Source organism: Bradyrhizobium sp. SYSU BS000235, from assembly GCF_049747295.1.
Lineage (GTDB): Bacteria > Pseudomonadota > Alphaproteobacteria > Rhizobiales > Xanthobacteraceae > Afipia.
This window is the reverse complement of record NZ_JBMHJM010000001.1, coordinates 2,623,867-2,650,632: the sequence shown is the minus strand read 5'-3', so window position 1 is coordinate 2,650,632 and position 26,766 is coordinate 2,623,867. Positions and strand designations below refer to the sequence as shown.

The 26,766-nt window shown below is 59.5% G+C and carries 22 protein-coding genes and 1 riboswitch; of the genes, 13 read left to right on the top strand and 9 right to left on the bottom strand.

Going from position 1 to position 26,766, the window contains the following annotated elements:
• The first annotated feature begins 25 nt into the window (after positions 1 to 25).
• Positions 26 to 826 (top strand): SDR family oxidoreductase, encoded by an 801-nt coding sequence (locus ACP0KA_RS12355; RefSeq protein ID WP_424629072.1) that lies wholly within the window; start codon positions 26 to 28, stop codon positions 824 to 826.
• 73 nt (positions 827 to 899) lie between these two features.
• On the opposite strand, the gene ACP0KA_RS12350 is transcribed toward ACP0KA_RS12355, so the two are convergent.
• Together ACP0KA_RS12350 and ACP0KA_RS12345 are read right to left on the bottom strand one after the other, a co-directional pair.
• Positions 900 to 1,580, bottom strand: coding sequence for a Fe2+-dependent dioxygenase (locus ACP0KA_RS12350; RefSeq protein ID WP_424629071.1), 681 nt, complete (start codon positions 1,578 to 1,580; stop codon positions 900 to 902).
• A 132-nt stretch (positions 1,581 to 1,712) separates the two neighbouring features.
• Positions 1,713 to 4,064 carry a TonB-dependent receptor gene (locus ACP0KA_RS12345; RefSeq protein ID WP_424629070.1) on the bottom strand — a complete coding sequence of 784 codons (2,352 nt, stop codon included), beginning with the start codon at positions 4,062 to 4,064 and terminating at the stop codon, positions 1,713 to 1,715.
• A gap of 253 nt (positions 4,065 to 4,317) precedes the next feature.
• Here ACP0KA_RS12345 and ACP0KA_RS12340 point away from each other — a divergent pair, with 253 nt between their 5' ends.
• From ACP0KA_RS12340 to ACP0KA_RS12300, 9 genes are all read left to right on the top strand, one after another.
• Complete coding sequence (locus tag ACP0KA_RS12340; protein ID WP_424629069.1) at positions 4,318 to 5,499, top strand: PepSY-associated TM helix domain-containing protein; 1,182 nt, start codon at positions 4,318 to 4,320, stop codon at positions 5,497 to 5,499.
• A 96-nt stretch (positions 5,500 to 5,595) separates the two neighbouring features.
• A complete protein-coding gene (exbB, locus tag ACP0KA_RS12335; RefSeq protein WP_424631573.1) occupies positions 5,596 to 6,360 on the top strand; it encodes a tonB-system energizer ExbB in 765 nt (254 codons plus the stop codon).
• Between the two features lie 8 nt (positions 6,361 to 6,368).
• Positions 6,369 to 6,803, top strand: a complete 435-nt coding sequence (gene exbD, locus ACP0KA_RS12330; RefSeq protein WP_424629068.1) for a TonB system transport protein ExbD — start codon at positions 6,369 to 6,371, stop codon at positions 6,801 to 6,803.
• A gap of 35 nt (positions 6,804 to 6,838) precedes the next feature.
• Positions 6,839 to 7,597 (top strand): TonB family protein, encoded by a 759-nt coding sequence (locus ACP0KA_RS12325; protein WP_424629067.1) that lies wholly within the window; start codon positions 6,839 to 6,841, stop codon positions 7,595 to 7,597.
• 114 nt (positions 7,598 to 7,711) lie between these two features.
• Positions 7,712 to 9,106, top strand: a complete 1,395-nt coding sequence (locus tag ACP0KA_RS12320; RefSeq protein ID WP_424629066.1) for a cytochrome ubiquinol oxidase subunit I — start codon at positions 7,712 to 7,714, stop codon at positions 9,104 to 9,106.
• Entirely contained in the window at positions 9,103 to 10,122 is a 1,020-nt protein-coding gene (gene cydB, locus ACP0KA_RS12315; protein WP_424629065.1) for a cytochrome d ubiquinol oxidase subunit II, read from the top strand. The genes ACP0KA_RS12320 and cydB overlap by 4 nt, the downstream gene beginning before the upstream one ends.
• Positions 10,119 to 10,247 carry a DUF2474 domain-containing protein gene (locus ACP0KA_RS12310; protein WP_424629064.1) on the top strand — a complete coding sequence of 43 codons (129 nt, stop codon included), beginning with the start codon at positions 10,119 to 10,121 and terminating at the stop codon, positions 10,245 to 10,247. Before cydB ends, ACP0KA_RS12310 begins: the two co-directional genes overlap by 4 nt.
• Before the next feature lie 138 nt (positions 10,248 to 10,385).
• Positions 10,386 to 11,000 carry a L,D-transpeptidase gene (locus tag ACP0KA_RS12305; RefSeq protein ID WP_424629063.1) on the top strand — a complete coding sequence of 205 codons (615 nt, stop codon included), beginning with the start codon at positions 10,386 to 10,388 and terminating at the stop codon, positions 10,998 to 11,000.
• A gap of 63 nt (positions 11,001 to 11,063) precedes the next feature.
• A complete protein-coding gene (locus ACP0KA_RS12300) occupies positions 11,064 to 12,104 on the top strand; it encodes an amino acid ABC transporter substrate-binding protein (RefSeq protein WP_424629062.1) in 1,041 nt (346 codons plus the stop codon).
• A 98-nt stretch (positions 12,105 to 12,202) separates the two neighbouring features.
• Here the strand turns inward: ACP0KA_RS12300 and ACP0KA_RS12295 are convergent, their stop codons facing one another.
• Positions 12,203 to 13,342 carry an acyl-CoA dehydrogenase family protein gene (locus ACP0KA_RS12295; RefSeq protein ID WP_424629061.1) on the bottom strand — a complete coding sequence of 380 codons (1,140 nt, stop codon included), beginning with the start codon at positions 13,340 to 13,342 and terminating at the stop codon, positions 12,203 to 12,205.
• 42 nt (positions 13,343 to 13,384) lie between these two features.
• Positions 13,385 to 14,569, bottom strand: a complete 1,185-nt coding sequence (locus tag ACP0KA_RS12290; protein WP_424629060.1) for an acyl-CoA dehydrogenase family protein — start codon at positions 14,567 to 14,569, stop codon at positions 13,385 to 13,387.
• Positions 14,570 to 14,747: 178 nt separating this feature from the next.
• Between ACP0KA_RS12290 and ACP0KA_RS12285 the strand changes: the two genes are divergently transcribed.
• Together ACP0KA_RS12285 and ACP0KA_RS12280 are read left to right on the top strand one after the other, a co-directional pair.
• The gene (locus tag ACP0KA_RS12285) at positions 14,748 to 15,296 is read left to right on the top strand and encodes a carboxymuconolactone decarboxylase family protein (protein WP_424629059.1); all 549 of its coding nucleotides are present in this window, start codon (positions 14,748 to 14,750) and stop codon (positions 15,294 to 15,296) included.
• A gap of 42 nt (positions 15,297 to 15,338) precedes the next feature.
• Positions 15,339 to 15,860, top strand: a complete 522-nt coding sequence (locus ACP0KA_RS12280; RefSeq protein ID WP_424629058.1) for a VOC family protein — start codon at positions 15,339 to 15,341, stop codon at positions 15,858 to 15,860.
• Here the strand turns inward: ACP0KA_RS12280 and ACP0KA_RS12275 are convergent.
• A complete protein-coding gene (locus ACP0KA_RS12275) occupies positions 15,857 to 17,089 on the bottom strand; it encodes an MFS transporter (RefSeq protein ID WP_424629057.1) in 1,233 nt (410 codons plus the stop codon). The genes ACP0KA_RS12280 and ACP0KA_RS12275 overlap by 4 nt on opposite strands.
• Positions 17,090 to 17,483: 394 nt before the next feature.
• Between ACP0KA_RS12275 and ACP0KA_RS12270 the strand changes: the two genes are divergently transcribed.
• The gene (locus tag ACP0KA_RS12270) at positions 17,484 to 19,715 is read left to right on the top strand and encodes a tetratricopeptide repeat protein (protein ID WP_424629056.1); all 2,232 of its coding nucleotides are present in this window, start codon (positions 17,484 to 17,486) and stop codon (positions 19,713 to 19,715) included.
• A gap of 367 nt (positions 19,716 to 20,082) precedes the next feature.
• Here ACP0KA_RS12270 and ACP0KA_RS12265 read toward each other — a convergent pair whose 3' ends face one another.
• From ACP0KA_RS12265 to ACP0KA_RS12250, 4 genes are all read right to left on the bottom strand, one after another.
• Positions 20,083 to 21,204 (bottom strand): ribonucleotide-diphosphate reductase subunit beta, encoded by a 1,122-nt coding sequence (locus tag ACP0KA_RS12265; protein ID WP_424629055.1) that lies wholly within the window; start codon positions 21,202 to 21,204, stop codon positions 20,083 to 20,085.
• 69 nt (positions 21,205 to 21,273) lie between these two features.
• Positions 21,274 to 24,153 carry a ribonucleoside-diphosphate reductase subunit alpha gene (locus ACP0KA_RS12260; protein ID WP_424629054.1) on the bottom strand — a complete coding sequence of 960 codons (2,880 nt, stop codon included), beginning with the start codon at positions 24,151 to 24,153 and terminating at the stop codon, positions 21,274 to 21,276.
• Positions 24,154 to 24,263: 110 nt separating this feature from the next.
• Positions 24,264 to 24,495, bottom strand: a riboswitch (cobalamin riboswitch).
• 292 nt (positions 24,496 to 24,787) lie between these two features.
• Positions 24,788 to 25,399, bottom strand: a complete 612-nt coding sequence (locus tag ACP0KA_RS12255; RefSeq protein ID WP_424629053.1) for a hypothetical protein — start codon at positions 25,397 to 25,399, stop codon at positions 24,788 to 24,790.
• 94 nt (positions 25,400 to 25,493) lie between these two features.
• Complete coding sequence (locus tag ACP0KA_RS12250; protein ID WP_424629052.1) at positions 25,494 to 26,663, bottom strand: mandelate racemase/muconate lactonizing enzyme family protein; 1,170 nt, start codon at positions 26,661 to 26,663, stop codon at positions 25,494 to 25,496.
• Between the last annotated feature and the right edge of the window lie 103 nt (positions 26,664 to 26,766).

Here is a 26,766-nt window from a genome sequence, read left to right as displayed (position 1 = left end):
CGCACCAAAGCAGTCAGGAGGATGCATGTTTGAAAATCTGTTTTCGCTGAAAGGCCGCGTCGCTGTCGTGACCGGCGGCTCGCGCGGCATCGGCAAGATGATCGCCAGCGGATTTCTCGCCTACGGCGCCTCGCGCGTGTACATCACAGCGCGCAAGGCAGGGCCGTGCGAGGCGACAGCCAAGGAATTGACCGAAAAGTATGACGGCGAGTGCGTTGCCTTGCCGATCGACATCTCCACCGTGGCCGGCTGCCAGACGCTCGCGGACGAGATCATCAAGCGCGAACCGAAGCTCGACATCCTGGTCAACAATGCCGGCGCCGCATGGGGCGCGGCGTTTGACGAATTTCCGGAGAGCGGCTGGGACAAGGTGATGAACCTCAACGTCAAGTCGCTGTTCTTCCTGACCAAGGCGCTGGCCAAGCCGCTGCGCGCCGCAGGCTCGCCTGAACGTCCCGCCAAGGTGATCAACATCGCCTCCATCGACGGCATTTTCGTCAACCCGCTGGAGACGTATTCCTATCAGGCGAGCAAGGCGGCGGTGATCCATCTGACGCGGCGCATGGCGGCGAAGCTGGTCAAGGACAATGTGGTGGTAACTGCGATTGCGCCGGGCGCGTTTCAGTCCGACATGAACACGGCGGCACGTGACCACGCCGACGTCCTGGCCAAGCGCATTCCGGCGCAGCGCATCGGCTCTGACGAAGATATGGCAGGCGTTGCGATCTATCTCGCCTCGCGCGCGGGCGACTACGTCGTCGGCAACACCATCGCGGTCGACGGCGGCGTTGTTTATGCCAATCCCGGCCTCGAGATCGCCGGCTGATCATACAAAATGAAATTGCCGGGGCATGCCCCGGCAATTTTCTCCTGAATCAAACTTGCCGCGTGCTGAAGCCTTACAGCTCGGCCCATTGCCGCAGCAGATTGTGATAGAGCCCGGTCAAGCCAACCAATGACGGATGATTGGGCACATCCTGCGTCAGGCGGATGATCGACATATCCAGATCGAACAGCATGGTGCGATGGCTGACATCGCGGATCATGCTCTGGGTCCAGAAGAACGATGCAATGCGCGAGCCGCGCGTGATCGGCGTCACGTGATGCAGGCTGGTGGCTGGATAGATCACGAGATCACCCGCCGGCAGCTTGACGCTGTGGCTGCCATAAGTGTCTTCGACGACGAGTTCACCGCCATCGTAATCTTCGGGCGATGAGATGAACAATGTCGACGACACATCGGTGCGGATGCGCACCGGCTGATGCGGATGGGTGCGGATCGCGTTATCAACATGCGATCCGAACGTCATGCCGGCATCGTAGCGATTGAACAGCGGCGGAAACACCTGCATCGGCAGCACCGCCGACATGAACATCGGATTGCGCGCCAGCGCGCCGCGCACCATGTCCCCGAGCTCACGGGCCTCGGCGGAGTCTTCCGGCAGTTGCAGATTGAATTTAACCTTGCCTGACTGATGCCCGGCAGTGACGTTGCCGTCCACCCACGCTGCTTTCATCATGACGTCCTTGCAGCGCGCGACCTGCTCCGGGGTGAGCACGTTGGGGATATGCAGCATCATGGCTTCGTCTCCATCATCGGCGTAACAGCGATAGCGCCGAACAGTTGGCCGTCCAAGTCTGGCAAGAACTGTAACTTCAAAACAATACGGCCGCTCCTTGTATGGAGCGGCCGCAACAGATGATCAATTCGCTTACTTCACGACCTTGTCCGGCGTCACAGCAGGCGGCGGTTCGAACTTGTAGCGATAGGTGAGCGAGGCCCAGCGTCCCGACGCCGGCACCACGTTGCCGCCCGAGTACTGCGCGTAATACAGCTTGTCGGTCAGGTTGTAGACGTTGAGCTGCAGTGTCGAATTCGGCGTAACCTTGTAGCTGACCATCGCATCGAACTTCCAATAGTCTGGCACGTAGCTAACATCGTTCTGGCTGGCCCAGGCCATCGACTGATAGGTCGCGCCACCACCGATGGTCCAATCCGGCGTGATCGCGTAGGTTGACCAGACTGTCAGGTTGTTATGTGGCGTGTTTGGTAGCTCACGACCGAGAAGGCTCAGGTCTCGCGTATCAAGAATTCTCGATTGAAGATAACTATAACCAGCAAATATGCTCCACTGATCTGTCAACTTGCCAACGACACCAAACTCAACACCATCGACGCGTGCGATGCCATCAAGAACCGAAACGGTTGTATTGATCGGATCCATGATGCGCAGATTGGTCTTCTCGATTCGGAAGATCGAGCCAGACAGGCTAAGCTGATTGTTAAGCACATCGGCTTTTGCGCCAACTTCCAGGGTCTTTGTCTGCTCCGGCGCGAGTGCTGCAAGGCTGGGGCTTGTCAGAGTGCCGAGTTCCGCGGACGGATTGTAGGAATTTCCGTACGCAATATAGACGCTGGAATTGGACGTCGGATGTCCAATCGCGCCGACGCGATAGCTCGTCAGATTATCGACGCGCGCGAAATGTGCAGGAACTGGAGTAGGCTGGATTCCCCAATCGTCGTAGACGGTGCTGAAGCGGTCGTAGCGGATCGATCCCAATAATTCGAAGTATTTGTTGAATTTGACCTGATCGGTAACGAATACTGCCTGATTGTTCGCTCCTGTGTTGACGGGATTGTACACCGTCTGCAGACCGCCCGTCGGCGAGCCAATCGGATAAGGGTTCATTACGTTGTTGCGGCACGCGGGATCTGCAGGGTCGCACCGATCAATGCGCGTTTGAGAGCGCGTCTCACTGGTGAATTCCAAGCCCGCAGCGAGAGTATGTCTCACTCCCCACGTCTCGAACTTGGCATTGAGGTCGGTCTGATTGACCGCATAGGTGTTATCTGTCCAACGCTGGCGACGCTCGCGCCCCACCGTCATCGTGAACGGATTTTGGTTAAAGCTAAACGCACCGAAATTTCGAAGTGCCGTAGGAAGAGAATAGCGATCGTTGACAATATAGCGCGTCGTGTTCGCCAGCTTCACGTCATCAGTAATCTCTCGCTCAACCTTGAATGTTCCCATGTGGGTTTCAGTGGTCGTCAGATCACGCAGATCCCCGTCCCTCACACCGAACCATGTATCGCGCGGCGTCGGCATCGGCGGTGTTGGCGCGCCGTTGCCATAATAGCCTGCACCTGTGCCAGGATTTAATGCCCCTGTTTGCTTATTGTAGCTAGGCGTTGGCAAGAAGGTGAAGCCATAGTCCGGCCTGCTCTCTTCACCTTGATAGAGGTAACTCAGTGTCACCTTGGTCTTGTCGTCGACATTCGCCGAGATCGACGGCGCAACACCCCAGCGCTTGACGTAGACGTCATCGCGCGTCGGCGTATCCACGTCCTGATAGAGAGCCGCGATGCGGCCGGAGACTTCACCCTTTGTGCCCGCCGCATCCAGTTCCGCGCGAATGCCCGGCCCTGTCGAGCCCGTCACAGTGCCCTCAAGATAAGGTACCGGATTAAACGTCGGCAGCTTACTGGTGACGTTGATGGCGCCGCCGGTGGCGCCACGACCGAACGCGAATGCGGACGGCCCTTTGTAAACTTCGACACTATTGGCCGAGAACAGGTCACGCGTGTACCAGCCCGGGTCACGCACGCCATCACGGAACAAGTCACCGCGCGCCGCAAAGCCGCGGATAATGGGACTGTCACCCTGTTGGCCGCCTTCACCCGCAGCGAAGGTGATGCCCGGAACCGAGCGCAGCGCATCTTCCATCGTGGTCTGGCGCTGCTCCTGAATGACCTGCTTCGGCACGACGTTAATCGTCTGCGGTGTGTCAATCAGAGGCGTCGGGATGCGTGAGAGCTGCGAGCTCGTTGCCTGATAACCACCACCGTTGGCACCATTGTTGTTCGTTTCCTGAACATCGATGGTCGGGAGCGCTTCTTGAGCGATCGCGCCGGTCGCCAGCATCATCGATGCGAGGCTCAACATGGCAGGCGCCGGCTTTTTCGCCGCGCGGACAAATGACGACAGCGCCTGGACCGAAGCCCCATTCATGTTGTTGTTATCGCGCCCGTTGTTCTCAACTGCGCCGATCGGACCCCGATACATTCCTGCTCGCCCCACCAACTTAAATTTTGGAAACGTCTCGCACGTTCACGTGAACGGCGATCGCAGGGCAGGTTCTGGAAAATCGCGGGCCGCAAGACAAGAGAGGTAAAATTAGAACCTCTGCAAACTGCGCCCGTTCGCGCCATTTGGAATTGCGAGCATGTGTGCACTGCGACTAGAAGAAGTGGCACAAGACGCGATCACGGCGCCTTTTTAGAATTCATCTAGATCGCTCACTTTAGAACGAATCCAAATGTCAGAACGAACATCACATCGCCGTCGTGGATGGCCGCAGCGGCTTTGGCGCAATATTCATTTGTGGCTTGGTATCGGCCTGTTCGTTCTGCTGGTGCCGATCGCTCTGTCAGGTGCGATCCTCGTCTATCACGACGACATCGACGAAATGATGCGGACGCCTCGCGAAGCATCCGTGCCGCAAGGCCCCGTTGATTTGCCGCTGGCGATTGCCAATGCGAAGCAGGCAGCCGGCGACAAATTCCAGCCGACCGTCGTCCGCTTTCCGGAAAGTCCGCGCGCCCCGATGACGATCTCGCTGCGCGGACAGGCACCCAAAGGGCAAAGGCCGCCTTTTCTGACGGCTTACGTGGACCGCAACGACTCACGCGTCTTGAACCTGGTCGATTTCCGCGCGTCGTTCTTCGGTTTCATGCACGTTTTCCATGAAAACCTCACGATCCCGTTCTATTATGGCCGTGACATCGTTGGTTGGGTTGGCGTCGCGATGCTCGTATTGTCATTAACGGGTCTGTATCTGTGGTGGCCGCGTCATAACCAGTGGGCGCGCGCGTTTGCGTGGAGACGCAGCCCGGCGACATCCTCGAACCTGCACTACTTGGCCGGCTTCTGGGTCTGCGCTCCGCTCGCCTTCCTGTCGCTCACCGGCATTTATCTCGCGTGGCCGCAGCAGGGCCGCTCTGTGCTCTCCACAGTCGCGCCGATCACTGAGCAGCAGCGAGGCGGCGGCGGACCTCAGGCCATCGCCAATCCCCAGCGCTCTCCGGCAGAAATCTACACAGTTGCAGCGGCACGGCCGAACGCAGCGGTGGCTGCAATCTTCTTTCCTTCACCGCAAACCGGTGCATGGCGTGTTCAGCTTCGCGAAGCCGGAAAGTCCGAACCGACAACCATCCTGATCAATGACCGTAGCGGCGCCGTCAGCACCGTCGAACCACTGGCAGGTGACCGGATCGCATTCTGGATTCGCTGGCTGCATGAAGGCAGCCACGCCGGAGCGATCTGGCGCCTGATTGTTTTTGTCACCGGATTGATGCCGGCTGTGCTCGGCGTCACCGGCATTCTCGTGTGGCTGCGCCAGCGCCGTCAGCGCGCTTTAATGAAGAGCGGCAATCACGGACAACTCGCTTCAGCAAACGCGCCCAGCGGCGCAATCAGCAACACCACTCCCGCGGAATAACCGGATCGGTCCAACATGAAAAACAACATCTCGTTTGACACCCACACCGCCCGGCGCGTCGTCTCGTCGCTTATTGCATCTGTCGTCTGGCTTGCGATGCCAGTGGTCGCCTTTGCGCAAGATGCTGCTACGGCAGTCGCGACGACACCGGATGCAGCCGCGTCTCCTAATCCTTTGCTGCCGCATAACCTGTCCCCTTGGGGCATGTTCATGAATGCAGACATCGTCGTCAAAGTGGTGATGATCGGTCTTGCTTTCGCCTCGCTGGTCACCTGGACGGTTTGCTTCGCCAAAATGGTGGAGCTCAAGGCCGACACCCGCAAAGCCAAGAAGCGTATCAAGGTGCTCTCGCACGATGCATCAATGGCTGAGGCTGATCGCGATAGCCGCGACAAAAACGACGCCGTCGCGCAGCTCGTGCAATCGGCTGTCAAGGAAGCAAGCCTGTCGGAAGCGTTCGACGAAGGCTTCAAGGAACGTGTCGAACTTCGCCTGAGCCGGGTCGAGGCCGCCATGGCGCGGAAAATCTCGCGCGGCACCGGCGTGCTCGCCACCATCGGCGCGACCGCACCGTTCGTCGGCCTGTTCGGCACGGTGTGGGGCATCATGAATTCGTTCATCGGCATCTCGGAATCGCACACGACGAACCTCGCCGTCGTCGCGCCCGGCATCGCCGAAGCTCTGCTTGCGACCGCCATGGGCCTGATCGCGGCCATTCCGGCGGTCGTGATCTACAACCATCTTGCCCGCCAGATTTCGGCTTACCGCGCTTTGCTGGGTGATGCGTCGGCGCAAGTAATGCTGCTGATCAGCCGCGACCAGGGCCGTCGTTCCCTGCGCGTCGCGCGAGCCGCGGAGTAAGTTAAGTCATGGGCGCAAAACTGGGTGGAAATCTCGGTCTCGGCGACGATGATCTCGCCGAAACCCATGAGATCAACGTTACGCCGTTCATTGACGTGATGCTGGTGCTCCTCATCATTTTCATGGTGGCAGCGCCGCTCGCAACCGTTGACGTGGGTGTCAATCTGCCTGCGAGCACCGCGACGCCGCCGCCTCGGCCGGACAAGCCGATCTTCGTGACCGTGAAGCCCGACCTGTCGCTGGCTGTCGGCGAAGATATCGTTCCGCGCGACACCTTTATCGGCGCTCTCGACACCGCAACCGGCGGCAAGAAAGCTGATCCGGTGTTCCTGCGGGCGGACAAGACCGTCAACTACGGTGATCTGATGGAGGTCATGAACCTGCTGCGCAACGCAGGCTACCTCAAGATCGCGCTGGTCGGCCTCGACGCAAGACAGAACTGACAACCAAGAAAAATCCAAAGAAGACGCTGATTGTCATGAATGCTCTTGCTCTCTACAGCCCATCCCGGTCCGGCCTCTGGCGTTGGGGCCTGTGCGCTTTGCTGGTTGTGGGCATTCATGGCGCGCTGATCGCGGCGGGCGTATGGTTGGTGCCACCACCACCCGATGCCGTCGGCACGGCATCGCAGCCCATCATGCTCGATCTTGAATCAGCACCTCCGACGCCGGAGCCGCCGGTGGCGGATATCGCGCCCGGTCCGACGATGCAGGAAGCCGAGCCGCCGGCGCCGGAACCCGAAAAGCAGGAAGAGGCCCAGAAGGAAGAAATTCCGCCGACACCGGTGCAGGAAGCGCCCGAGGTGGTCGCGCCGCCGGAAAAGCCGAAGCCGGACCCAACGCCGGAGCCGGTCAAGCCGAAGCCGAAGCCCGTTGTCCAAAAGAAGCCGAAGAAGCCGACCGATACGCCCGCACCGCGCACCACCGCGCCACCCCAGGCGTCACAGGCCGCGCGCGCCAATTACAGCGGCATCCTGGCGGCGCACATCCAGCGCTACAAACAATATCCATCCAGCGCAAAGTCGGCGGGGGAACAGGGCGTCGCAACGGTGGCGTTCTCGGTCACACGCGGCGGGCAGGCTGTCGGCGTTCGGCTCGTTCGCTCATCGGGCCACTCCGCGCTCGATTCCGCGGCCCTCAGCGCGATCCGCAGCGCGCAGCCGCTGCCGATTCCTCCTTCCGATATGCCCGCCTCGGCATTGTCGTTCTCGGTACCGTTCAGATACAGCATTCGCTGAACCGGCGGTTGGTGCGTCGGGGCAAATTGCCCCGACCGTGGGCGGCGCGTCAGCGATATGAGCGTGACGGTTAGCATGGTATAAGCATCCCCATCGGCCACATCGGGGGTTGCGATGTTCGACGGTTTCGACGCTATCACGCTGGCCCGCTTGCAATTCTCGTTCACGATGAGCTTTCACATCGTGTTCCCGGCCTTCTCCATCGGCCTTGCAAGCTATCTCGCGGTCCTCGAGGCGCTGTGGCTGTGGACCGGCCGCGAGGTTTTCATCAACCTCTTCAATTACTGGCTGAAGATCTTTGCCGTCGCGTTCGGCATGGGTGTCGTCTCCGGCATTGTGATGTCCTACCAGTTCGGCACCAACTGGGCTGTGTTCTCCGACAGGACCGGGCCGGTCATCGGACCTCTGATGGCCTACGAGGTCCTGACCGCGTTCTTCCTCGAAGCCGGCTTCCTCGGCGTCATGCTGTTCGGGCTGGAGCGCGTCGGCCACAGGCTGCACTTCTTCGCAACACTGATGGTCGCGATCGGCACGCTGGTTTCGGCGTTCTGGATTCTATCGGCGAATTCGTGGATGCAGACGCCGACCGGTCACGCTGTCAATGCAGCCGGGCAATTTGTCCCGGCCGACTGGTGGAAGGTGATCTTCAATCCGTCGTTTCCCTATCGCCTCGTGCACATGGTACTCGCCGCCTACCTCACCACCGCATTCGTGGTTGGCGCCGTTGGCGCCTATCATCTCTTGAAGAACTCCGCGCTCGACGGGCCGCGCGTGATGTTTTCCATGGCGATGTGGATGGCCGCGCTGGTGGCGCCGATCCAGATCCTCGCGGGCGACCAGCATGGCCTGAACACGCTAGAACATCAGCCCGTGAAAATCATGGCGATGGAAGGCCATTTCACCAGCCATCCCGACGGCGCGCCATTGATCTTGTTCGGCCTGCCCGATCAGGCAGAGGGCGTGATCAAATATCCGATCGAGATTCCACATGCCGGGTCACTGATTCTCAAACACTCCCTCGACGCACCGATGAAAGGCCTCGACACCGTGCCGCGTGAAAACTGGCCGCGGGTCGATATCGTGTTCTGGTCATTCCGCGTGATGGTGGGCATCGGCCTCCTGATGCTCAGCATCGGCATGCTCAGCCTCTTGGGACGATGGCGCGGCACATTATACGACTGGAAGCTTCTGCATCGCTTTGCCCTTGTGATGGGACCGGCCGGCTTCATTGCCGTGATTGCAGGCTGGGTGACGACCGAAGCGGGACGGCAGCCTTACACGGTCTACGGATTGCTGCGCACCGCTGACTCGGCCTCGCCTCTCGCAGCGCCAGCTGTTGCGTCATCGTTGATCGCTTTTATCATCGTGTACTTCATCGTGTTTGGCATGGGCGTGTTCTACATCCTGCGCCTGATGAAGGCCCCGCCACATCACGGCGAGGAAGGTCCTCGCACCGACGTGCCGGCCCGTGCCGCGGGCCTTACGCCGGCGCAGGGGGTCACACCATGACCGGCTTCCCGATCGACATGCCCCTGGTCTGGGCCTTCATCATCGCCTTCGCGGTCTTCATGTACATCGTGATGGATGGCTTCGATCTCGGTCTCGGCATGCTGTTTCCGATGTTTCCGAAGAAAGCAGACCGCGACGTGATGATGAACACGGTCGCGCCGGTGTGGGATGGTAACGAGACCTGGCTGGTGCTTGGCGGCGGCGGATTGTTCGCCGCATTCCCGCTGGCTTACGGCGTGCTGATGCCCGCGATCTACACGCCGATCATCGCCATGTTGATTGGCCTGATCTTTCGCGGTGTCGCGTTCGAATTTCGCTGGCGAACGCAAAGCGAGCGCAATCGCTGGGACGTCGCATTTGCCGGCGGCTCATTCCTGGCGGCGCTGTCGCAAGGCGTTGCACTTGGCGCGATTCTTCAGGGCATCCATGTCGCAGGGCGCAGTTACGCTGGCGGCTGGTGGGATTGGTTGACGCCGTTCAGCATCCTCACCGGGCTTTCAGTCGTTGCCGGCTATGGACTGCTTGGCGCCACATGGCTGGTGATGAAGACAACAGGCGAATTACGCGAGCACGCCTACCGGCTGACGTGGTGGCTGCTGGTTGCGACCTTGGTTGCGATCGTGGCTGTCAGCCTCGCAACGCCATTCCTTCAGGCAGACTACTGGCGACGCTGGTTTCAGTGGCCGAATATTATCTTCACGGCGCCGATCCCGATCGCGGTGATCGTGGTCACGTTGTTGTTGCTCAAGAGCGTCGCGAACAAACAAGACTACAGGCCGTTCTTTCTGACGCTGACATTGTTCGCACTTTCTTATGCGGGTCTCGGCGTCAGCATGTTTCCCTATATCGTGCCGCAGAGCATCACCATCTGGGAGGCCGCGGCTCCCGACACCAGCCTCAACTTCATGATCGTTGGCGTCGCCATCCTGGTGCCGATCATCCTGATCTATACCGCGTGGGCTTATTGGGTGTTTCGCGGCAAGGTCCACGCCGACAGCGGCGGCTACCATTCATGACGACGCACCAGCATCCACGCCCGCTGATCCAGAAACTGCTGTGGTTCGCGGCGCTTTGGCTGCTGGGGATTGGCGCCGTCGGCCTGATCGCCTTCATCTTGCGGCTATGGATTGCCCCGCACTGACCGCCCGCTGCAGGCACTTTCATAAGTATTTTAAAGGATTTACGACACATGGCGCCACCGCGCGGACGGGCCCGTGACTTGCCAGCCGCCCGTGGCTGGGGTTTTATGTTTCCTCAAGGGCTAACGCAGGATTCTCGAATGACAAAGATCAGGCTTCTGCACTTCGCTGTTGCTGCAGCGTGTCTTGTGATGACGTCTCTTCTCGCCGTGCCGCAGGCATTCGCACAAGGCCGCGAGATGATGAACCTCGCCGATCAGCCGGGCTATGTTCCGAACGAGGCTGATGAAGAACTGCCGCCGGAGTACAAGCGAACGGCGGTGTTCTATCGGACCACTGAGGCACCGGGCACGATCATCATCAGCACGTCCGAGCGTTATCTCTATCTCATCCAAGGCAATGGACGCGCGCTGCGTTACGGCATCGGCGTCGGCCGCGAAGGTTTCCAGTGGCAGGGCCTGCAGAAAATCAGCCGCAAGCAGGAATGGCCGGACTGGACTCCTCCGCCGGAAATGATCCAGCGCCAACCGTATCTCCCTCGCTTCATGGCGGGCGGCCCCGGCAATCCCATGGGCGCACGTGCGCTTTATCTCGGTGCCACGGTCTACCGCATCCACGGCACCAATCAGCCGCAGACCATCGGCAGCGCCGTGTCGTCCGGATGCTTCCGGCTGGTCAACGCCGATGTCGCTGACCTCTATAATCGCGTTCCCGTCGGCACGAAGGTGATCATTCGCCAGAAACCTGAACTCTGATCGAATACATCACGTTTTCAGCATCACCCTATTTTTTCGCCAGCTCACCAGCGAGACATCCTTATGAAGTGGAATTTCCGGGCAGGACTTCTGATCGGCCTCGCCGTGGCCTTCGGCGTCGCCGCGGCTGCAGTTGCCTATGAACGCTACGACACACGGACCTTGAAGCGCACCGTGCGCCGCGATGCGGTGCTCTGCGGTGTGAACACCGGACTGCCCGGCTTCTCGATGCCCGACGACAAGGGCAACTGGTCCGGCTTTGACGTCGATATCTGCCGCGCGGTTGCGGCTGCGATCTTTGACGATCCGAACAAGGTCAAATTCATTCCACTGGACGCCACTGAACGCTTCAAGGAATTGCGGGACCGCAAGGTCGATATTCTGTCCCGCAACTCGACGTGGAGCATGTCGCGTGAAACCGAATATGGCCTGAACTTCGCCGCCGTTGCCTACTATGACGGCGAAGGCTTCATGGTACGCCAGTCGCGCAATATCGATTCGGGCCTGGAACTGGATGGCAGCAAGGTCTGCGTACAAGCCAACACCACGACGCAGCTCAACCTCGCCGACTACTTCCGTGCGAACAACATCAAGTATCAGGAAATGAACTTCCCGAAGCTTGAGGATGTGATTGCAGCCTATGACTCCGGCAAGTGCGACGTTCTAACAACCGATGTCTCGCAGCTTTATGCGCTTCGGCTGCGGCTGTCGAAGCCAAACGAGCACGTCATCCTGCCGGATGTGATCTCGAAGGAGCCCCTGGCACCTGTGGTCCGCCAGCGCGACGACGAATGGCTTTTGATCGTGAAGTGGGCAATCTACGCCATGATCAACGCTGAAGAGCTTGGCATCACCTCGAAGAACATCGACGAGGCCATGAAGTCGAAGAAGCCGGATGTCATGCGGCTGGTCGGCACCGAAGGCTCATACGGCGAGGAAATGGACCTGACCAAGGACTGGGCCGCGCGCATTATTCGCCACGTCGGCAATTACGGCGAAGTCTATGAGCGCAACGTCGGAACGGGATCGAAACTCGGCATTCCACGCGGACTGAACCAACTCTGGAATGCCGGCGGCATCCAGTACGCCCCGCCCATCAGGTAACAAACAAAATGCAATGACCTCTCTCCGCATGGAGAGAGGTCATCAATACCCTACGACTGAACTTGGACGCCACTCTACCGCGGGAGCAGGTGTCAGGCTCAATAGCCTTTCAATTCTGCCAGCCGTTCCGCATGGAACGCGGTGTCCCCGAACAATTCCTGGCACACCCGTGCGCGCTTCATGAAGAAGCCGATATCGAATTCATCGGTCATGCCGACGCCGCCGTGCATCTGCACGGCTTCCTGAACCGCCAGCGTGGCGGTTGAACCGGCGCGCGCCTTGGCAACCGCGATCGCCGCGTCCGCGCTGTCGAAGCTCGTATCGAGAATCTGCAGCGCCTTTATCACCGCAGCCTTGGTGATCTCGATATCGGTATAGAGATGCGCCGCGCGGTGCTGCAGCGCCTGGAATTCACCGATCAGTTTGCCGAACTGCTTGCGCTCTTTGATGTACGCAACGGTGCGGCCGAATGCTTCCTCGGCGATGCCGACCATCTCGGAGGCGACCGCCGCGCGCCCGACATTGAGAATACCGGCGAGCAGGGTTCCGCCGCGATCGACGTCGCCGAGCACGCTGTCAGCCGTGACCTCGACATTGTTGAATACGATGCGCGCAGCGTTGTGCGCATCAACCATGGCAGTGCGTTCAATCTCGACGCCCTTGGCCTTTGGATCGACCAGGAACAGCGTCAGTCCGTCGGGTTCACCCGGCTTTCCGGCGGAACGTGCCGCGACGATCAGAAGATCCGACACATGACCGTCGACGACGAATGCCTTGGCGCCATTCAACTTGAAGCCATTCCCTGAACGGACCGCCTGCATCGCGGTCTTGGCCGGGCGGTGCTTGGCGCCCTCATCCACAGCAAGAGTCGCGATCAATTCGCCCTTGGCGAGCTTGGTCAGATATTCCGACTTCTGCGCATCGCTGCCCCCACGGGTCAGCGCGGTCGCCGCCAACACGGCGGTGGAGAGGAACGGCGACGGCATCAGCGTGCGACCGATTTCTTCCATCACCACGCCGGCTTCGACACAGCCCAGACCGCTACCGCCGAAATCTTCCGGAACCAGCAATCCGGCAAAGCCCATTTCGGCAAACGTTGCCCACAATTCGCGTGAGAAACCGGTGGCATCTTTGGTGTCGCGCAGCTTGCGCAGATGGGCGACCGGAGCTTTGTCGCTGATGAGACCGCGCGCGCTGTCGCGCAGCATTGACTGTTCTTCGTTAAGGACGAGAGCCATCTTCAAAATCCGAATAAAACGATGTGAAACAAACCAGCGACGTTACGCGCCAGGTAGATCAAGAATGCGCTTGGCAACGATGCCGAGCATCACTTCACTGGTGCCGCCCTCGATCGAATTCGCCTTGGTACGCAGCCATGATCGCGCCGCGAGGCCTTCATTCGAGCGCGGGCTTTCCCACTCCAGCACATCGGTGCCGCCGGACGACATCAGGATTTCATGGCGACGCTTGTTCAATTCGGTGCCATAGTATTTCAGCGCCGCCGAATAAGCTGGGTGCCCTTGCCCCGCCTTTGCCAGATCCACCGCGCGTTCGGCTGCACACGCCATGGCGGCTTCGTCGATATCGAAGGCCGCAATTTGACCGCGGAGCATCGGATCGTCGAGGTGCCCTTGCTCATCGGTGCCGATTGAGTTTGCGGCTACTTGCCCTACTGGGCGCGCGCCGCGGCGCTCGCCGACTTCGCTGATCATGGAGCGTTCATGCTGCAGCAGATACTTCGCCACGTCCCATCCGCGATTGACGGTGCCGACCACATGGGCGCGTGGCACGCGAACATTGTCGAAGAACGTTTCGCAGAACGGCGACTTGCCGGAGATCAGGAGAATCGGCTTGGTCGAGACACCCTTCGACGTCATGTCGAACAGGATGAAGCTGATACCATCATGCTTCTTGGCGCTGAAATCGGTCCGCACCAGACAGAAGATCCAGTCGGCGAAATTCGCCATCGAGGTCCAGATCTTCTGACCGTTGATGATGTAATCATCGCCGTCGATATCCGCGCGCGTCTGCAGCGATGCAAGATCAGACCCCGCGTTGGGTTCTGAATAACCCTGACACCACCGGATCAAGCCGGCGGCGATCTTCGGCAGGTGCTCGCGCTTCTGTTCGTCGGTGCCGTATTTGAGCAATGCCGGTCCCAGCATCCAGATGCCGAAGCTCGACAGCGGCAGCCGCGCCGAGATCGTCGCCATTTCCTGGCGCAAAATTTTTGTCTCTTCGGGATTGAGACCGCCGCCGCCATATTCCGTTGGCCAATCCGGCACGGTCCAGCCCTTGTCGCGCATGCGTTCGAACCAGAGCCGCTGCGGTTCGGACGAATAGACCGTGTTGCGGCCGCCCCAGAACACGTCGTTCTCGTTCGCGACGGGCTTGCGCATCTCCGGCGGACAATTGGCTTCCAGCCAGGCGCGCGTCTCGGCGCGAAATTGCTCAAGGTTTTCCATAGCGCTGTTTCCTCTTCATTCGCCGTCGGCGTCGCACGCGCGGCAATCAGTGCTTGTTTGGCCGGACTGTACTGCCCGCCTGCGGGAATTCAATATCTCCCTGCTGAAAGCGAGCGGTTGTGAGATATGCTCGGCGTGCACGCTCCATCGAAGGATTGAAAAGACAAGGGAAACCAGCATGCGCTTGCCGACACTTTCGCCTAGCGAAATGAGCGACGATCAAAAGGCAATCTATGCCGAGTCCGAGGTAAGCAAACGCGGCGTTGTCACACCGCCGCTCCGCGCCTGGATCCACGCCCCCGAGGTGGCGCGCCATTCCAGCCGCCTTGGCGCCTATCTGCGTTACGACACCACTTTAGGCGCGCGTTATTCCGAGCTCGCAATCCTCGTGACCGCCCGATACTGGAGTGCGCAGTACGAATGGTACGCGCATAAGAAGTTGGCGTTGCAAGCGGGACTTGATGCCGAAATCATCGATGCCATCAATCATCGGCACGTGCCGGACTTCGACGATCCCAAGGCGCAGCTGATTTATGAATTCAGCGAGGCACTTCACGAGAACCACAATGTGCCGAAGCTGCTTTACGACAAAGCAATCGAAGTGCTGGGAAAGAAGGGCGTCGTCGAACTTGTCGGCCTGCTCGGCTACTACACGCTGGTGTCCATGACGCTCAACACATTCGAGGTCGAACTGCCGAAAGGTGAAACGTCTGACCTTGTGCCGTAGCGAAGGCATCCTAGATCAGCGTGACACAATGTGGAGACGATGATGTCGCTGCCTGACACGAACACGGAAACACCTTCCAGACCCATCGCAGCGGGCACGCGCATCGGCCACGTGCATTTGAAGGTTGCCGATCTCGATCGGGCTCTTGGTTTCTACCAGGACGTTCTCGGCTTTCAGCTGATGCAGCGTTATGGCGACCAGGCCGCGTTCATTTCCGCGGGCGGCTATCACCATCACATCGGCCTCAACACATGGCACAGCAAGGGAGGCAGCCCGCCGCCGCCCGGCACCACCGGGCTGTTTCACACCGCAATCCTCTACCCCACCCGCGCGGCGTTGGCCGATGCGCTCTATCGCGTACTTCAGGCGGGAATTGCGCTGGATGGGGCCAGCGACCACGGCGTCAGCGAAGCGCTTTATCTGCGCGATCCGGATGAAAACGGCGTCGAGCTGTACCGCGACCGGCCGGAGGCGGAATGGCCGCGCAATCCCGATGGATCGCTGGCAATGTTCACGCGCCGCCTCGATGTCGAGGCGCTGTTGCGGGACCGCGAGACGACCTAGATTTTTACCGATGGTTTCCCGCGGATCAGCACCACGGCCGCCGCGATCAGTTCAAACGCCACACAGACATAAAACGGCACCGTGTAACTGCCGAACGCATCTCGCAGCAGGCCGATCAATCCCGGCCCAAAGGCGTAAGTGAACTGGCAGATTGCGGTGACCAGACTGACCAGCACGCCGAACGACGCTGCACTGAACTCCCGTTGAACGATGAGAGACGGCAGCGTGATGGCGTTGCCGACGGAAAAGCCGAACACTGCGCTCGCGGCAAACAACGCGTATTCGTTATGGGTGTTGATCATCACCAGAAGGGCCATGGCCTGACTGGCGAATGATGCCGCGGACGCCTTGCGCTGATCCAACCGGTCGATGACCGTGCCAAGCCCCACCCGGCCGACCACCGCCATCGCGGTCATCAGCGAAACGGCGATGCTGGCGCGTTCGCGGCCCATGATGGGATCGAAGAACGAGATCTGATGCACGATGAACGCGACCTGTGCCACCAACACCAGCGAGAACGGCACGACAATGGTCCAGAACGTCACGCTGCTGAATGCAGCGCTGCGGATCTGCGCGGCTGACAGAGCGGTGGAGGCGGACGCCGATGGAGCAGCGGCATGTTTCGGCGGATGCCCGACCCACAGCACTATAACGGGGATCGCGGTTACCACGATCACCAGCGCCGCAATGATCATGGTCGAGGCGAAGCCATATCGGCCGATAGCGGCAACGAGCAGCGGCACGCCGATGACGCCGCCGCAACTGGCTCCATTCAAGGCAAGGCTGATCGCCATGCCGCGGCGCTTATCGAACCACATCCCGAGCGTGTTGTTGATGGCCGCAACGCTGGTCCCCGCCCAGCCGAAGGCAAACACGGCATACACCGCATAAAGCTGCCACGGCGATGTCACCTGCCCGACCAGCGCTGATCCTGCTGCCATGCAGGCGATGCCGGACATCAACAGCACGCGGGGGCCAAGGATGCGGATGGCCTCGCTGACGAAGGCGACCAGAATTGAACTGAACAGGTAATAGCAGGTCGTCGCCGTGGAGATCTGCGAGGCCGGCCAGCCGTGCAGACGCTGCAATTCGGCGAGATACACGCCCTGACCATAGAACCCCGCACCCCAGGCGAACGTCGCAACGAGGAAGCAGACCCCGACAACACGCCAGCCGACGTACTTGGAGGATGTTTCGTCGACGGCGGATGCAGCGCGCGGCGTGGTCATTGTTGTTAAAATCCCCGGACTTGCGCGATGCAACGCGCATCGGCAGGGCCGCGGACCTTAACGTGGTTTCGAGAGCGATGAGAACCCGTTTTCCGGACAGAAACAGGATGGTTCCGGAAAACGAGATATGGACCGACAGCATCTCGTGCGGCTTCCAGACGATCGGGATCGTTGGTCTATTCCCTTGGAAGATATAACGCGCGGTCCATAAACGCATGACCGTGACGCGAAACATAGCTCGCAAACACACCTCTGGCAGTTCGTGATTTTCCCTGCCGAGCCGGTCTATTGTCGCGCCACGTCCTTTTCGATCGACCGCAACGAAGGCTCGCGCCTCTTTCAGCACTCTTAAGAATCAACTATCGGTTGATTTATTTTTACCGGCTGGCAAAAAATGAATCGACATCAACGTCGCGCAGCTGCGAAACCCGGTCAACAAACGAACGGGGCCAAATCACACATTGCCTCAGATCCGCGTCTCAATATCGCTGTTGCGCACTATCAGGCTGGACGACTAAGCGAGGCAGAAAAGTGCTGCCGGCAGGTACTGGAAAATACCCCACAAAACGCCGAAGCGATGCATCTGCTGGGCGCAATTTCCATCAAAGCAGCGCAGTATGATGCTGCTATCGGCTGGATCAGTCAGGCAATTCAGCTGAACAACCGGAACTCTAATTTTTTCGTCACTCTTGCCGGCGCCCTTCAGAAGCTTGGGAAATTAAACGAGGCATTAGAGTGTTACCGCCTCGCGATCGACCTGAAGCCGAATTGGGTCGACGCCTTGTTCATGAGAGCCAGAGTCCTTCAAACCATCGGATCGAGGGAAAAGGCCATCGAACAATTCAATAAGGTTCTTGCACTCCAACCTGACCACCTCGATGCTCACCGGAGCCTAGTTGTCGTTTTACACGAGTCTGGTCGAACAGGAGATGCACTGGCGGCCTGTGATCGCGCACTTGCTCGATTTCCGAATGTATCCGGCCTTTACAATAATCGCGGGATCATCCTTAAGGCTCTCGGCCGTCTCGACGAAGCTCTTATTGCCTATGAGCACGCAATTGAAACGAGTCGCGGTGGAGACTTTCTCCCCTTTAACAATAGTGTAGACATTCTAAAGAAGACTGGGCGGCTTACCGAGGCCCTCGAGATTTGTGACCGTGGACTATCCCTTTCTCCAAATTCAGCAGAGCTGCTGAATTGTAAAGGGGTCGTATTGGCAGATCTCGATCGGCTGGATGAAGCTCTTAGATTCTACAACGATGCCATCGAACGACATCCGGCTTCGGCGGAAGCGTTTAGCAATAGAGCCAAAATAGCTCTAAGGCAGCAACAGCATGCGAGGGCAATTGCGGATTGCGATCAAGCGATCGCTTTGCACCCCTCTATGCCGGAAGCCTTTCATACTCGAGGAAGAGCACTCAGAGACACAAAGAAGCTTGCGGAAGCCGTGAAAGATTTTGAGCGCGCGATCGAATTGCGCCCAAATTTCTTCCAAGCAATAGTCGATTTGGGCGCCGTCCTTCATCGCTTGAACCGTTTTGAGGAAGCACTCGGTCAGTATGACCGGGTAATCGCGATGAATCCCGAATTTGCTGAAGGATTCCAAGACCGGGGGATCACCTTGCTGGATCTCGCGCGTTACGATGAGGCTCTTCGGGATTTCGAGAAGGCTATCTTACTCAATCCAAATCTAGCCAATGCCCACTGGAACGAAGCCATCGCTCGACTTTTGACAGGAGATCTTAAAGTGGGATGGGAAAAGAGTGAGTGGCGATGGAAATCCGAGGAGGCTCTCAAGCCCTATCGTCGATTTTCTCAACCAATGTGGAAGGGAGAACCACTAGAGGGCAAAACGATTCTCGTTCATAACGAACAGGGTCTTGGAGACGCCATTCAATTTGCTCGTTACATACCGATGCTGGCAGCCAAAGGCGCAAGGGTCATCTTGGATGCTGACCGAGCGCTGAATTCAATTCTATCCGGCATTGAAGGCGTTAATGTTGTTTTGCGGTCAGACGAGAAATACGAACAGTTCGATTTTCATTGTCCGCTGTTGAGTCTTCCTCTTGGATTTAGCACGACGCTCGAGACCATCCCCAACAAGCCTTACCTCCCTCAACCGGTTCGTAGCGGGCGCTGGGACAAGCTCCTTCCTAAAACAAAATCACGAATAGGTATTGTGTGGTCAGGCGGCACTGCCCATCCGAATGATTACAATCGCTCGATCCCGATCGATATGTTTATCCGGGCTCTGGATGGAGTTGATGGGATTTTTGTAAGCTTGCAGAAAGAGGTCAGGCCACGCGATTCCGATATCCTTAAGTCACACAGCGAAATTCTCGATCTTCGTACCGAACTAACCAGCTTCACTGAAACGGCTGAGCTCATTGCTGAGTGCGACCTTGTCATTTCAGTGGATACAAGCGTCGCCCATCTGGCAGGGGCCCTCCAGCGGCCCGTGTGGATACTTTTGCCTTATGTTCCTGATTGGCGGTGGCTTATCAATCGCGATGACAGCCCTTGGTATCCGACCGCGCAACTCTTCAGACAGACTGCGTCCAGGAAATGGGAAACTGTTCTCGATCAAGTGAACGACGCGCTTCGCACCGCGTTCACTCCCAACTGAAATTCGGACATAGGCCCTATGTCGGTGGGGTGATCGCTGAGGCGGCCTTGTGGCGATCATTCGGCCACGAACCGATCGGCGGCTCCGTGGTCGGTCGCGCGGATCCGCGGAACGAGCGGTCCGGATCGGCAGAGCATGCCACGCTGAACACGGGGTGCGTTGAGGTATCCGCCTGCTTAGCGGGCGGACATGGTCGCTGCCGATGCCTCTGTCGCGACCAATGAGATCATTTACGCCTGCCGGAGCCAGCCGCGCCCTCCGAACGGAAAAACCCGCCATGATCGGCGGGTTTTTGATTAGGAAACATACTACGCCGAAATAGGAGGCGTCGCCGTAGGAGACATACTATGCCCGGCGCTGCACGCTCTTAATCCCAGCTCAACGCGCCGCCGCTCTGATATTCGATCACGCGCGTCTCGAAGAAGTTCTTTTCCTTCTTCAGGTCCATGGCCTCCGACATCCACGGGAACGGATTTTCCGCCTCCGGGAACACCGGCGCGAGGCCTATCTGAGCGCAACGGCGGTTGGCGATGAAGTGCATGTACTGCTCGCACAATGCAGCGTTCAGCCCGAGGAAGCCGCGCGGCATGGTATCCCGTCCATAGCCGGCCTCGAGCTGCGCCGCATCGTGCAGCATCTGGCGGACCTCTTCCTTGAAGGCAGCCGTCCACAGATGCGGGTTCTCGATCTTGATCTGGTTGATGACGTCGATGCCGAAGTTCAGATGGATCGATTCATCGCGCAAGATGTACTGATACTGCTCGGCGATACCGACCATCTTGTTGCGGCGGCCCAGCGACAGGATCTGTGCGAAACCGGTGTAGAACCACATGCCCTCGAACACGACGTAGAACGCGATCAGATCGCGCAGGAAGGTCTGGTCGTTCTCCAGCGTTCCGGTCGCAAACTGGGGGTTGTCCAGCGCCTGGGTGTGCTTCAACGCCCACGCCGCCTTCTCGGTGATGCTGGGCACCTCACGGTACATGTTGAAGAGCTCACCTTCGTCCAGACCGAGGCTCTCCACCACATACTGGAAAGTGTGGGTATGCACCGCCTCCTCGAAGGCCTGGCGCAGCAGATATTGCCGGCATTCGGGATTGGTGAGGTGTCGATAGATCGCCAGCACGATGTTGTTGGCGACCAGTGACTCCGACGCAGCGAAGAAGCCGAGATTGCGCTTGATCATGCGCCGCTCGTCTTCGGTCAGCCCGTCACGCGATTTCCACAGCGCGATGTCGGCCTGCATTGAGACTTCGGTCGGCATCCAGTGATTGTTGCAGCCGGCGAGATACTTCTCCCAGGCCCATTTGTATTTCAGCGGCAGCAACTGATTGACGTCAGCACGCGAATTGATCATCGCCTTGTCGTCGACGCGCACGCGCCCACCCGCACGATCGATCGGTCCAGCGTTGCTCGCGGCAGCAACGGGCGGCTTCGGGATGCCGGCCGCTGCAGCGGGCGACGGAGATGTTTCAGACCAGTCCAGCATCATTCACTCCAGAGAATTCCGGTTCAGCCATGCCCGGCCTCACGCCGGGCATGACACGATGGCGCGTGCTTATTGGCACGCCTCGCAATCGGGATCGTTGATGTTGCAGGCGAGTTCCGGAACCAGAATGAGCTCCGGTGCAGCCTCAACCGCATGGGCTGACACGGCATTGAGCTTGCCGTCGGTGCCTTTCAGCGTGGACTTCTCCACGTGGGTCGCGCTGCGGGATCGCAGATAATAGGTCGTCTTCAGACCACGCTGCCACGCCAGACGATAGAGCGCGTCCAGCTTCCTGCCCGACGGATCCGCCATATAGAGGTTGAGCGATTGCGCCTGGTCGATCCACTTCTGCCGCCGCGCACCGGCTTCGATGAGCCATGATGGGTCGATTTCGAATGCAGTGGCATAGAGCGCCTTGAGATCGTCCGGCACCCGGTCGATCTGGCCGACGCTGCCGTCGAAGTACTTGAGGTCCGAGATCATCACATCGTCCCACAGGCCGCGCGCCTTCAGGTCACGAACCAGCGCAGCATTCACCACCGTGAAATCGCCTGACATGTTCGATTTCACGTAGAGGTTTTCGTAGGAGGGCTCGATCGACTGCGCGACGCCGCAGATGTTGGAGATGGTTGCGGTCGGCGCGATCGCCATGACATTGGAATTGCGCATGCCGACCGTCTTGACGCGGGTCCGCAGCGGCTCCCAGTCGAGCGTGGCCGAGCGATCGAACGCATGACTGCCGTCGCGCGCGTCCTCGACCAAAGCATTGGAATCCGCCGGCAAGATGCCCCGGCTCCACAGCGACCCATCGAATGACGGATAGCGGCCACGCTCGGCAGCGAGATCAACCGATGCCGAGATGGCATGATAGCTGATGACTTCCATGCTCTCGTCGGCGAAGGACACCGCCGCATCTGAGGCGTAGGGCAAGCGCAGGGTCTGCAGCGCATCCTGGAAGCCCATCAGGCCGAGACCGATCGGCCGGTGCTTGAGGTTGGAATTGCGCGCTTCCGGAATGGTGTAGAAATTGATGTCGATGACGTTGTCGAGCATCCGCACCGCTGTCTTCACGGTGCGCGCGAGCTTGGCCTGATCGATTCCCATCGGCGTGACATGCGCCGCAAGATTGATCGAGCCGAGATTGCAGACGGCAACTTCACGATCTGATGTATTCAGGGTGATTTCGGTGCAGAGGTTCGACGAATGCACGACTCCGACATGGCCCTGCGGCGAGCGGATGTTGCAGGGATCCTTGAACGTGATCCACGGATGCCCGGTCTCGAACAGCATGGTCAGCATGCGGCGCCAGAGATCAACGGCGCGCACCTGCTTGAACACGCGCATCTCGCCGCGCTCCGCCTTGGCCTCGTAGGCTTGGTAGGCCTTCGCAAACGGCTTGCCGTAAAGATCATGCAGATCCGGCGTTTCATCCGGTGAGAATAGCGTCCACGTGCCATCGGCTTCGACACGCTGCATGAACAAGTCCGGCACCCAGTTGGCGGTGTTCATGTCATGGGTGCGGCGGCGGTCGTCGCCGGTGTTCTTGCGCAGATCGAGGAATTCCTCGACATCGATGTGCCAGGTTTCAAGATAGGCGCAGACCGCGCCCTTGCGCTTGCCGCCCTGGTTGACGGCAATCGCGGTGTCGTTTGCCACCTTCAGAAACGGCACCACGCCTTGCGATTCGCCGTTGGTGCCCTTGATATGGGCGCCGAGGCCGCGCACGCGGGTCCAGTCATTGCCGAGGCCGCCGGAATATTTCGCGAGCAGCGCGTTGTCCTTGATCGACTTGAAGATGCCGTCGAGATCGTCCGGCACCGTGGTCAGGAAGCAGGACGACAGCTGCGGGCGCAAGGTGCCGGCATTGAACAGCGTCGGCGTCGAGGCCATGAAATCGAACGACGACAGCAGATCGTAGAACTCGATCGCACGCGCCTCGCGATCGATTTCGCGCAGGGCAAGGCCCATTGCCACACGCATGAAGAACGCCTGCGGCAGCTCGATGCGGGTGCCCTGCACATGCAGGAAGTAGCGATCGTACAGCGTCTGCAGGCCGAGGAACTGGAATTGCAGATCGCGCTCGGGCTTCAACGCCGCCGCCAGCCGCGCCAGATCGAAACGACGCAGCTCGGGATCCAGCAGTTCGTGCACGATGCCCAGGCCGACATAGGTCTGGAAATAATCGGCATATTGCGACGTCATCTCCGCTTGGCTGGGAAGCTGCTCGCGCTTCTCGACGAACGACACCGCCTCACGGCGCAATGCATCAAGCAAAAGGCGCGCGCTGACGTAGGAATAATTCGGCTCCTGCTCGACCAGCGTGCGCGCCGCCATCACCTGCGCCTGCGACAGCTCATCGAGCGTCATGCCGTCATAGAGATTGCGCCGGGCCTCGGCCAGAACCGGCTCCACCGCCACGCCGTCAAGGCCTTCACAGGCCTCTGCAATCACACGCTGCAGCCGCGCTTCATCGAGCGGACGCAGAACGCCGTCAACGCCGCGCACATTCAAAGTCGGAGCGGCAGGAACAGCGACTTCGGGTCCAGCAGATTCGCGGCGCGCCTTGGCGCGTTCCTCGCGATAGAGCACATAGGCGCGCGCCACCTTGTGATGGCCGCCGCGCATCAGCGCCAGTTCGACCTGGTCCTGAATATCTTCGATATGCAGAGCGCGCTGCGCATCGACGCGACGGGTCAACGCCGCCACCACCTGCGCAGTGATCTCTTCGACGGCTTCATGCACGCGTCGCGACGCGGCCGCTGCCTGGCCTTCGACAGCAAGGAATGCACGCGTGACCGCGATCTGGATCTTGCTGGCATCGAAGCCACTGACGCTGCCGTTGCGGCGGATGACGTGGAAGGCCGGCGCGGAGAACGGCAACTCCGGCGCGCGCGCGGCGATGACTGGCGCCTGACGGCCGTGACTGGAAATCTCAACTGACAAAGACATTCGGCAAACCCCTTCTTGGATCAGGGGGCTTGGGCCGAGGGGACGCTGCATGAAAGCGGCTGACCGAATGTCAGCCGTCAGCGGCGACCACCGGGACACCCCGCCCGAGGACGTTTTCTGGTGTCACGGCAGGTCTCCTGGCTCCGGGTCGTCGCGTCGCTCTACCTTCCCGGATACACCCCGATGGGTCGTCCAGTGGTTTCAAAAGAGCTGATGCTCGCCGTTACAGTTGCGGGGGCAGCTCCGGCATTGCTGCAGATCGGAAAGATCAGACAGCTCACCGGCTTCCCTCTTAGCTTCTGGGTGTTGGTGCCCAGAAGAACCGTGACGACTACATCTGGTATGAGATCGCGATTCGCGTCAATGGGTCGTCGGAGATTTTCTCGGTGGAGACCGGTGGACAGCGGGGACGACTACCCCAGACGTTAACGAAGTGTCACCGGTTCTGGCTAACGGCTGGCATCGGGGCCTCTATGGCGGCTGCCGCAGAAACTGTGCCAATCCGGCAGCCCATGCCTGCCCGCGCGGGTATCACATCGGTCCCGGCGGTCGCTGCCGCGGCAACGGCCGGTGATCATTTCAGCACGTAGTTGTATTGCGTTCGAAAGCCCCGGTTTGAAAGCCGGGCCTTTCTTTAGAGACCTAAGGATGCCAGTCCATCGTCCATCCGCTTGCACGATGCGGCGTCGGTGCGGGTGAGCCGAAACTGCCGATCTTCGCGGCCGAGGTTGAATGTGAGGACGTTTCTATCCTCGGAGAGACTGTCCTGGACCGCCACCGAGTCTTCAATATAAAGCACCAGCGATTGTCCATCACTCGCCGGATCAATGACGACGACTCCGCCTTCCTGCGCAGATCCCGGCGACATAATGACGATGCAATCGTAGCCCGCGTCTTTTCTGAACGCTTGAATCGGGTGGCTTTCCGGGTAGCGCTCGTTGCGTCTCTCGCTCCAATTGCAACTTGCCGACATATAGCGCGGCGCTTTGCGGTCTTTTTGCTTCAATGCAATCCGGACACCATCATCGCGAAACGACAGCATGATCGTTTCCGTCATCTGGCCCGAATGGCGCTTCAGATGAGCGGCATTGTAGTCGCGCCGAAAGCACAGGCTGTCGGTTTTCGATTTGAGCAGGCGATCCAATGGACCATAGGGACTGTTCGGCTGCTCAGCCTGCGCGGTGCAACTCAAGGCAAAGAGCGCAAAGCCAACAATGCCCCCTCGCGTCAGTGACAGATATTCCATGATCACTCCTCCGCGCCGCTCGCTCTTTTGGTCAAGCGAGCGCGGACGGAAGTTCAAGGCTGATCGGAAAAATCAAAAGCCGCCGGAAGGCCCGTTACGACGCCAGCGCCTTCATCTCCGCATAGAGATCGGATTTACCTTCGAAGCCGATGCCGGGAAGATCCGGCATGGTGATGTGACCGTTCTCGACCTTCACACCATCCGGGAAGCCGCCGTAAGGCTGGAACAGATCCGGATAGCTTTCATTGCCGCCAAGACCGAGACCGGCCGCGATGTTCAGCGACATCTGGTGACCGCCGTGCGGGATGCAGCGGCTGGGCGACCAGCCGTGGGTCTTCAGCACATCGAGCGTGCGCAGATATTCACACAGGCCATACGACAAGGCGCAGTCGAACTGCAGCCAATCGCGATCCGGCCGCATGCCGCCGTAGCGAATGAGGTTACGCGCATCCTGATGGCTGAACAGATTTTCGCCAGTGGCCATCGGGCCCGGATAAAACTCTGCCAGTGAAGCCTGCAGGTGATAGTCGAGCGGGTCGCCGGCTTCCTCGTACCAGAACAGCGGATACTCTCGCAGCATCTTGGCGTAAGCGATCGCGGTTTCCAGATCGAAGCGGCCGTTGGCATCCACCGCGAGCTGTGCCTGACTGCCGATTTCCTTCAGCACAGCTTCGATGCGCTCGCGATCTTCCGCGATCGGCGCGCCGCCGATTTTCATCTTCACCACGTTGTAGCCGCGATCGAGATAGCCGCGCATCTCACCGCGCAACATCGAAAGGTCCTTGCCCGGATAATAGTAGCCGCCGGCCGCGTAGACGAACACGCGCGGATTGGCCTCGCGTTTGTGACGCTCCGCGAGCAGACGAAACAGCGGCTTGCCGGCGATCTTCGCAACCGCATCCCAGATCGCCATGTCGAGGGTACCAACGGCAACAGAGCGCTCGCCGTGGCCGCCCGGCTTCTCATTCGACATCAGCGTGGCCCACGCCTTGTCGGGATCGATGTTATCGCCGGTGGAATCGAGGAGCGTCTTCGGATCGGCCTCCAGGAGCCGTGGCGCAAATCTTTCACGGATCAATCCGCCCTGCCCGTAACGGCCGTTCGAGTTAAAGCCGTAACCGACCACCCGCTTGCCGTCGCGCACCACGTCGGTCACCACCGCGACCAGGCTCGTCGTCATCTTCGTGAAGTCGATATACGCGTTGCGGATGGGGGACGAGATCGGCTTGGTGACTTCGCGAACATCGACGATACGAACGGACATTGACAACGCTCTCCTGAGTTCCGGCGGCTGGATTTCTGTCGGCGATGTCTACGCCACGGGCCGGAAAGTTCAAGAGAAACCGCTAGCGTCCCGATTTCGAAGT

What these genes read in the sequence shown, in the direction of transcription:
- ACP0KA_RS12355 (WP_424629072.1), top strand. Translation starts at nt 26, where the DNA reads ATGTTTGAAAATCTGTTTTCGCTGAAAGGCCGCGTCGCTGTCGTGACC.
- ACP0KA_RS12350 (WP_424629071.1), bottom strand. Translation starts at nt 1,580, where the DNA reads ATGATGCTGCATATCCCCAACGTGCTCACCCCGGAGCAGGTCGCGCGC.
- ACP0KA_RS12345 (WP_424629070.1), bottom strand. Translation starts at nt 4,064, where the DNA reads ATGTATCGGGGTCCGATCGGCGCAGTTGAGAACAACGGGCGCGATAAC.
- ACP0KA_RS12340 (WP_424629069.1), top strand. Translation starts at nt 4,318, where the DNA reads ATGTCAGAACGAACATCACATCGCCGTCGTGGATGGCCGCAGCGGCTT.
- exbB (WP_424631573.1), top strand. Translation starts at nt 5,596, where the DNA reads ATGCCAGTGGTCGCCTTTGCGCAAGATGCTGCTACGGCAGTCGCGACG.
- exbD (WP_424629068.1), top strand. Translation starts at nt 6,369, where the DNA reads ATGGGCGCAAAACTGGGTGGAAATCTCGGTCTCGGCGACGATGATCTC.
- ACP0KA_RS12325 (WP_424629067.1), top strand. Translation starts at nt 6,839, where the DNA reads ATGAATGCTCTTGCTCTCTACAGCCCATCCCGGTCCGGCCTCTGGCGT.
- ACP0KA_RS12320 (WP_424629066.1), top strand. Translation starts at nt 7,712, where the DNA reads ATGTTCGACGGTTTCGACGCTATCACGCTGGCCCGCTTGCAATTCTCG.
- cydB (WP_424629065.1), top strand. Translation starts at nt 9,103, where the DNA reads ATGACCGGCTTCCCGATCGACATGCCCCTGGTCTGGGCCTTCATCATC.
- ACP0KA_RS12310 (WP_424629064.1), top strand. Translation starts at nt 10,119, where the DNA reads ATGACGACGCACCAGCATCCACGCCCGCTGATCCAGAAACTGCTGTGG.
- ACP0KA_RS12305 (WP_424629063.1), top strand. Translation starts at nt 10,386, where the DNA reads ATGACAAAGATCAGGCTTCTGCACTTCGCTGTTGCTGCAGCGTGTCTT.
- ACP0KA_RS12300 (WP_424629062.1), top strand. Translation starts at nt 11,064, where the DNA reads ATGAAGTGGAATTTCCGGGCAGGACTTCTGATCGGCCTCGCCGTGGCC.
- ACP0KA_RS12295 (WP_424629061.1), bottom strand. Translation starts at nt 13,342, where the DNA reads ATGGCTCTCGTCCTTAACGAAGAACAGTCAATGCTGCGCGACAGCGCG.
- ACP0KA_RS12290 (WP_424629060.1), bottom strand. Translation starts at nt 14,569, where the DNA reads ATGGAAAACCTTGAGCAATTTCGCGCCGAGACGCGCGCCTGGCTGGAA.
- ACP0KA_RS12285 (WP_424629059.1), top strand. Translation starts at nt 14,748, where the DNA reads ATGCGCTTGCCGACACTTTCGCCTAGCGAAATGAGCGACGATCAAAAG.
- ACP0KA_RS12280 (WP_424629058.1), top strand. Translation starts at nt 15,339, where the DNA reads ATGTCGCTGCCTGACACGAACACGGAAACACCTTCCAGACCCATCGCA.
- ACP0KA_RS12275 (WP_424629057.1), bottom strand. Translation starts at nt 17,089, where the DNA reads ATGACCACGCCGCGCGCTGCATCCGCCGTCGACGAAACATCCTCCAAG.
- ACP0KA_RS12270 (WP_424629056.1), top strand. Translation starts at nt 17,484, where the DNA reads ATGAATCGACATCAACGTCGCGCAGCTGCGAAACCCGGTCAACAAACG.
- ACP0KA_RS12265 (WP_424629055.1), bottom strand. Translation starts at nt 21,204, where the DNA reads ATGCTGGACTGGTCTGAAACATCTCCGTCGCCCGCTGCAGCGGCCGGC.
- ACP0KA_RS12260 (WP_424629054.1), bottom strand. Translation starts at nt 24,153, where the DNA reads ATGTCTTTGTCAGTTGAGATTTCCAGTCACGGCCGTCAGGCGCCAGTC.
- ACP0KA_RS12255 (WP_424629053.1), bottom strand. Translation starts at nt 25,399, where the DNA reads ATGGAATATCTGTCACTGACGCGAGGGGGCATTGTTGGCTTTGCGCTC.
- ACP0KA_RS12250 (WP_424629052.1), bottom strand. Translation starts at nt 26,663, where the DNA reads ATGTCCGTTCGTATCGTCGATGTTCGCGAAGTCACCAAGCCGATCTCG.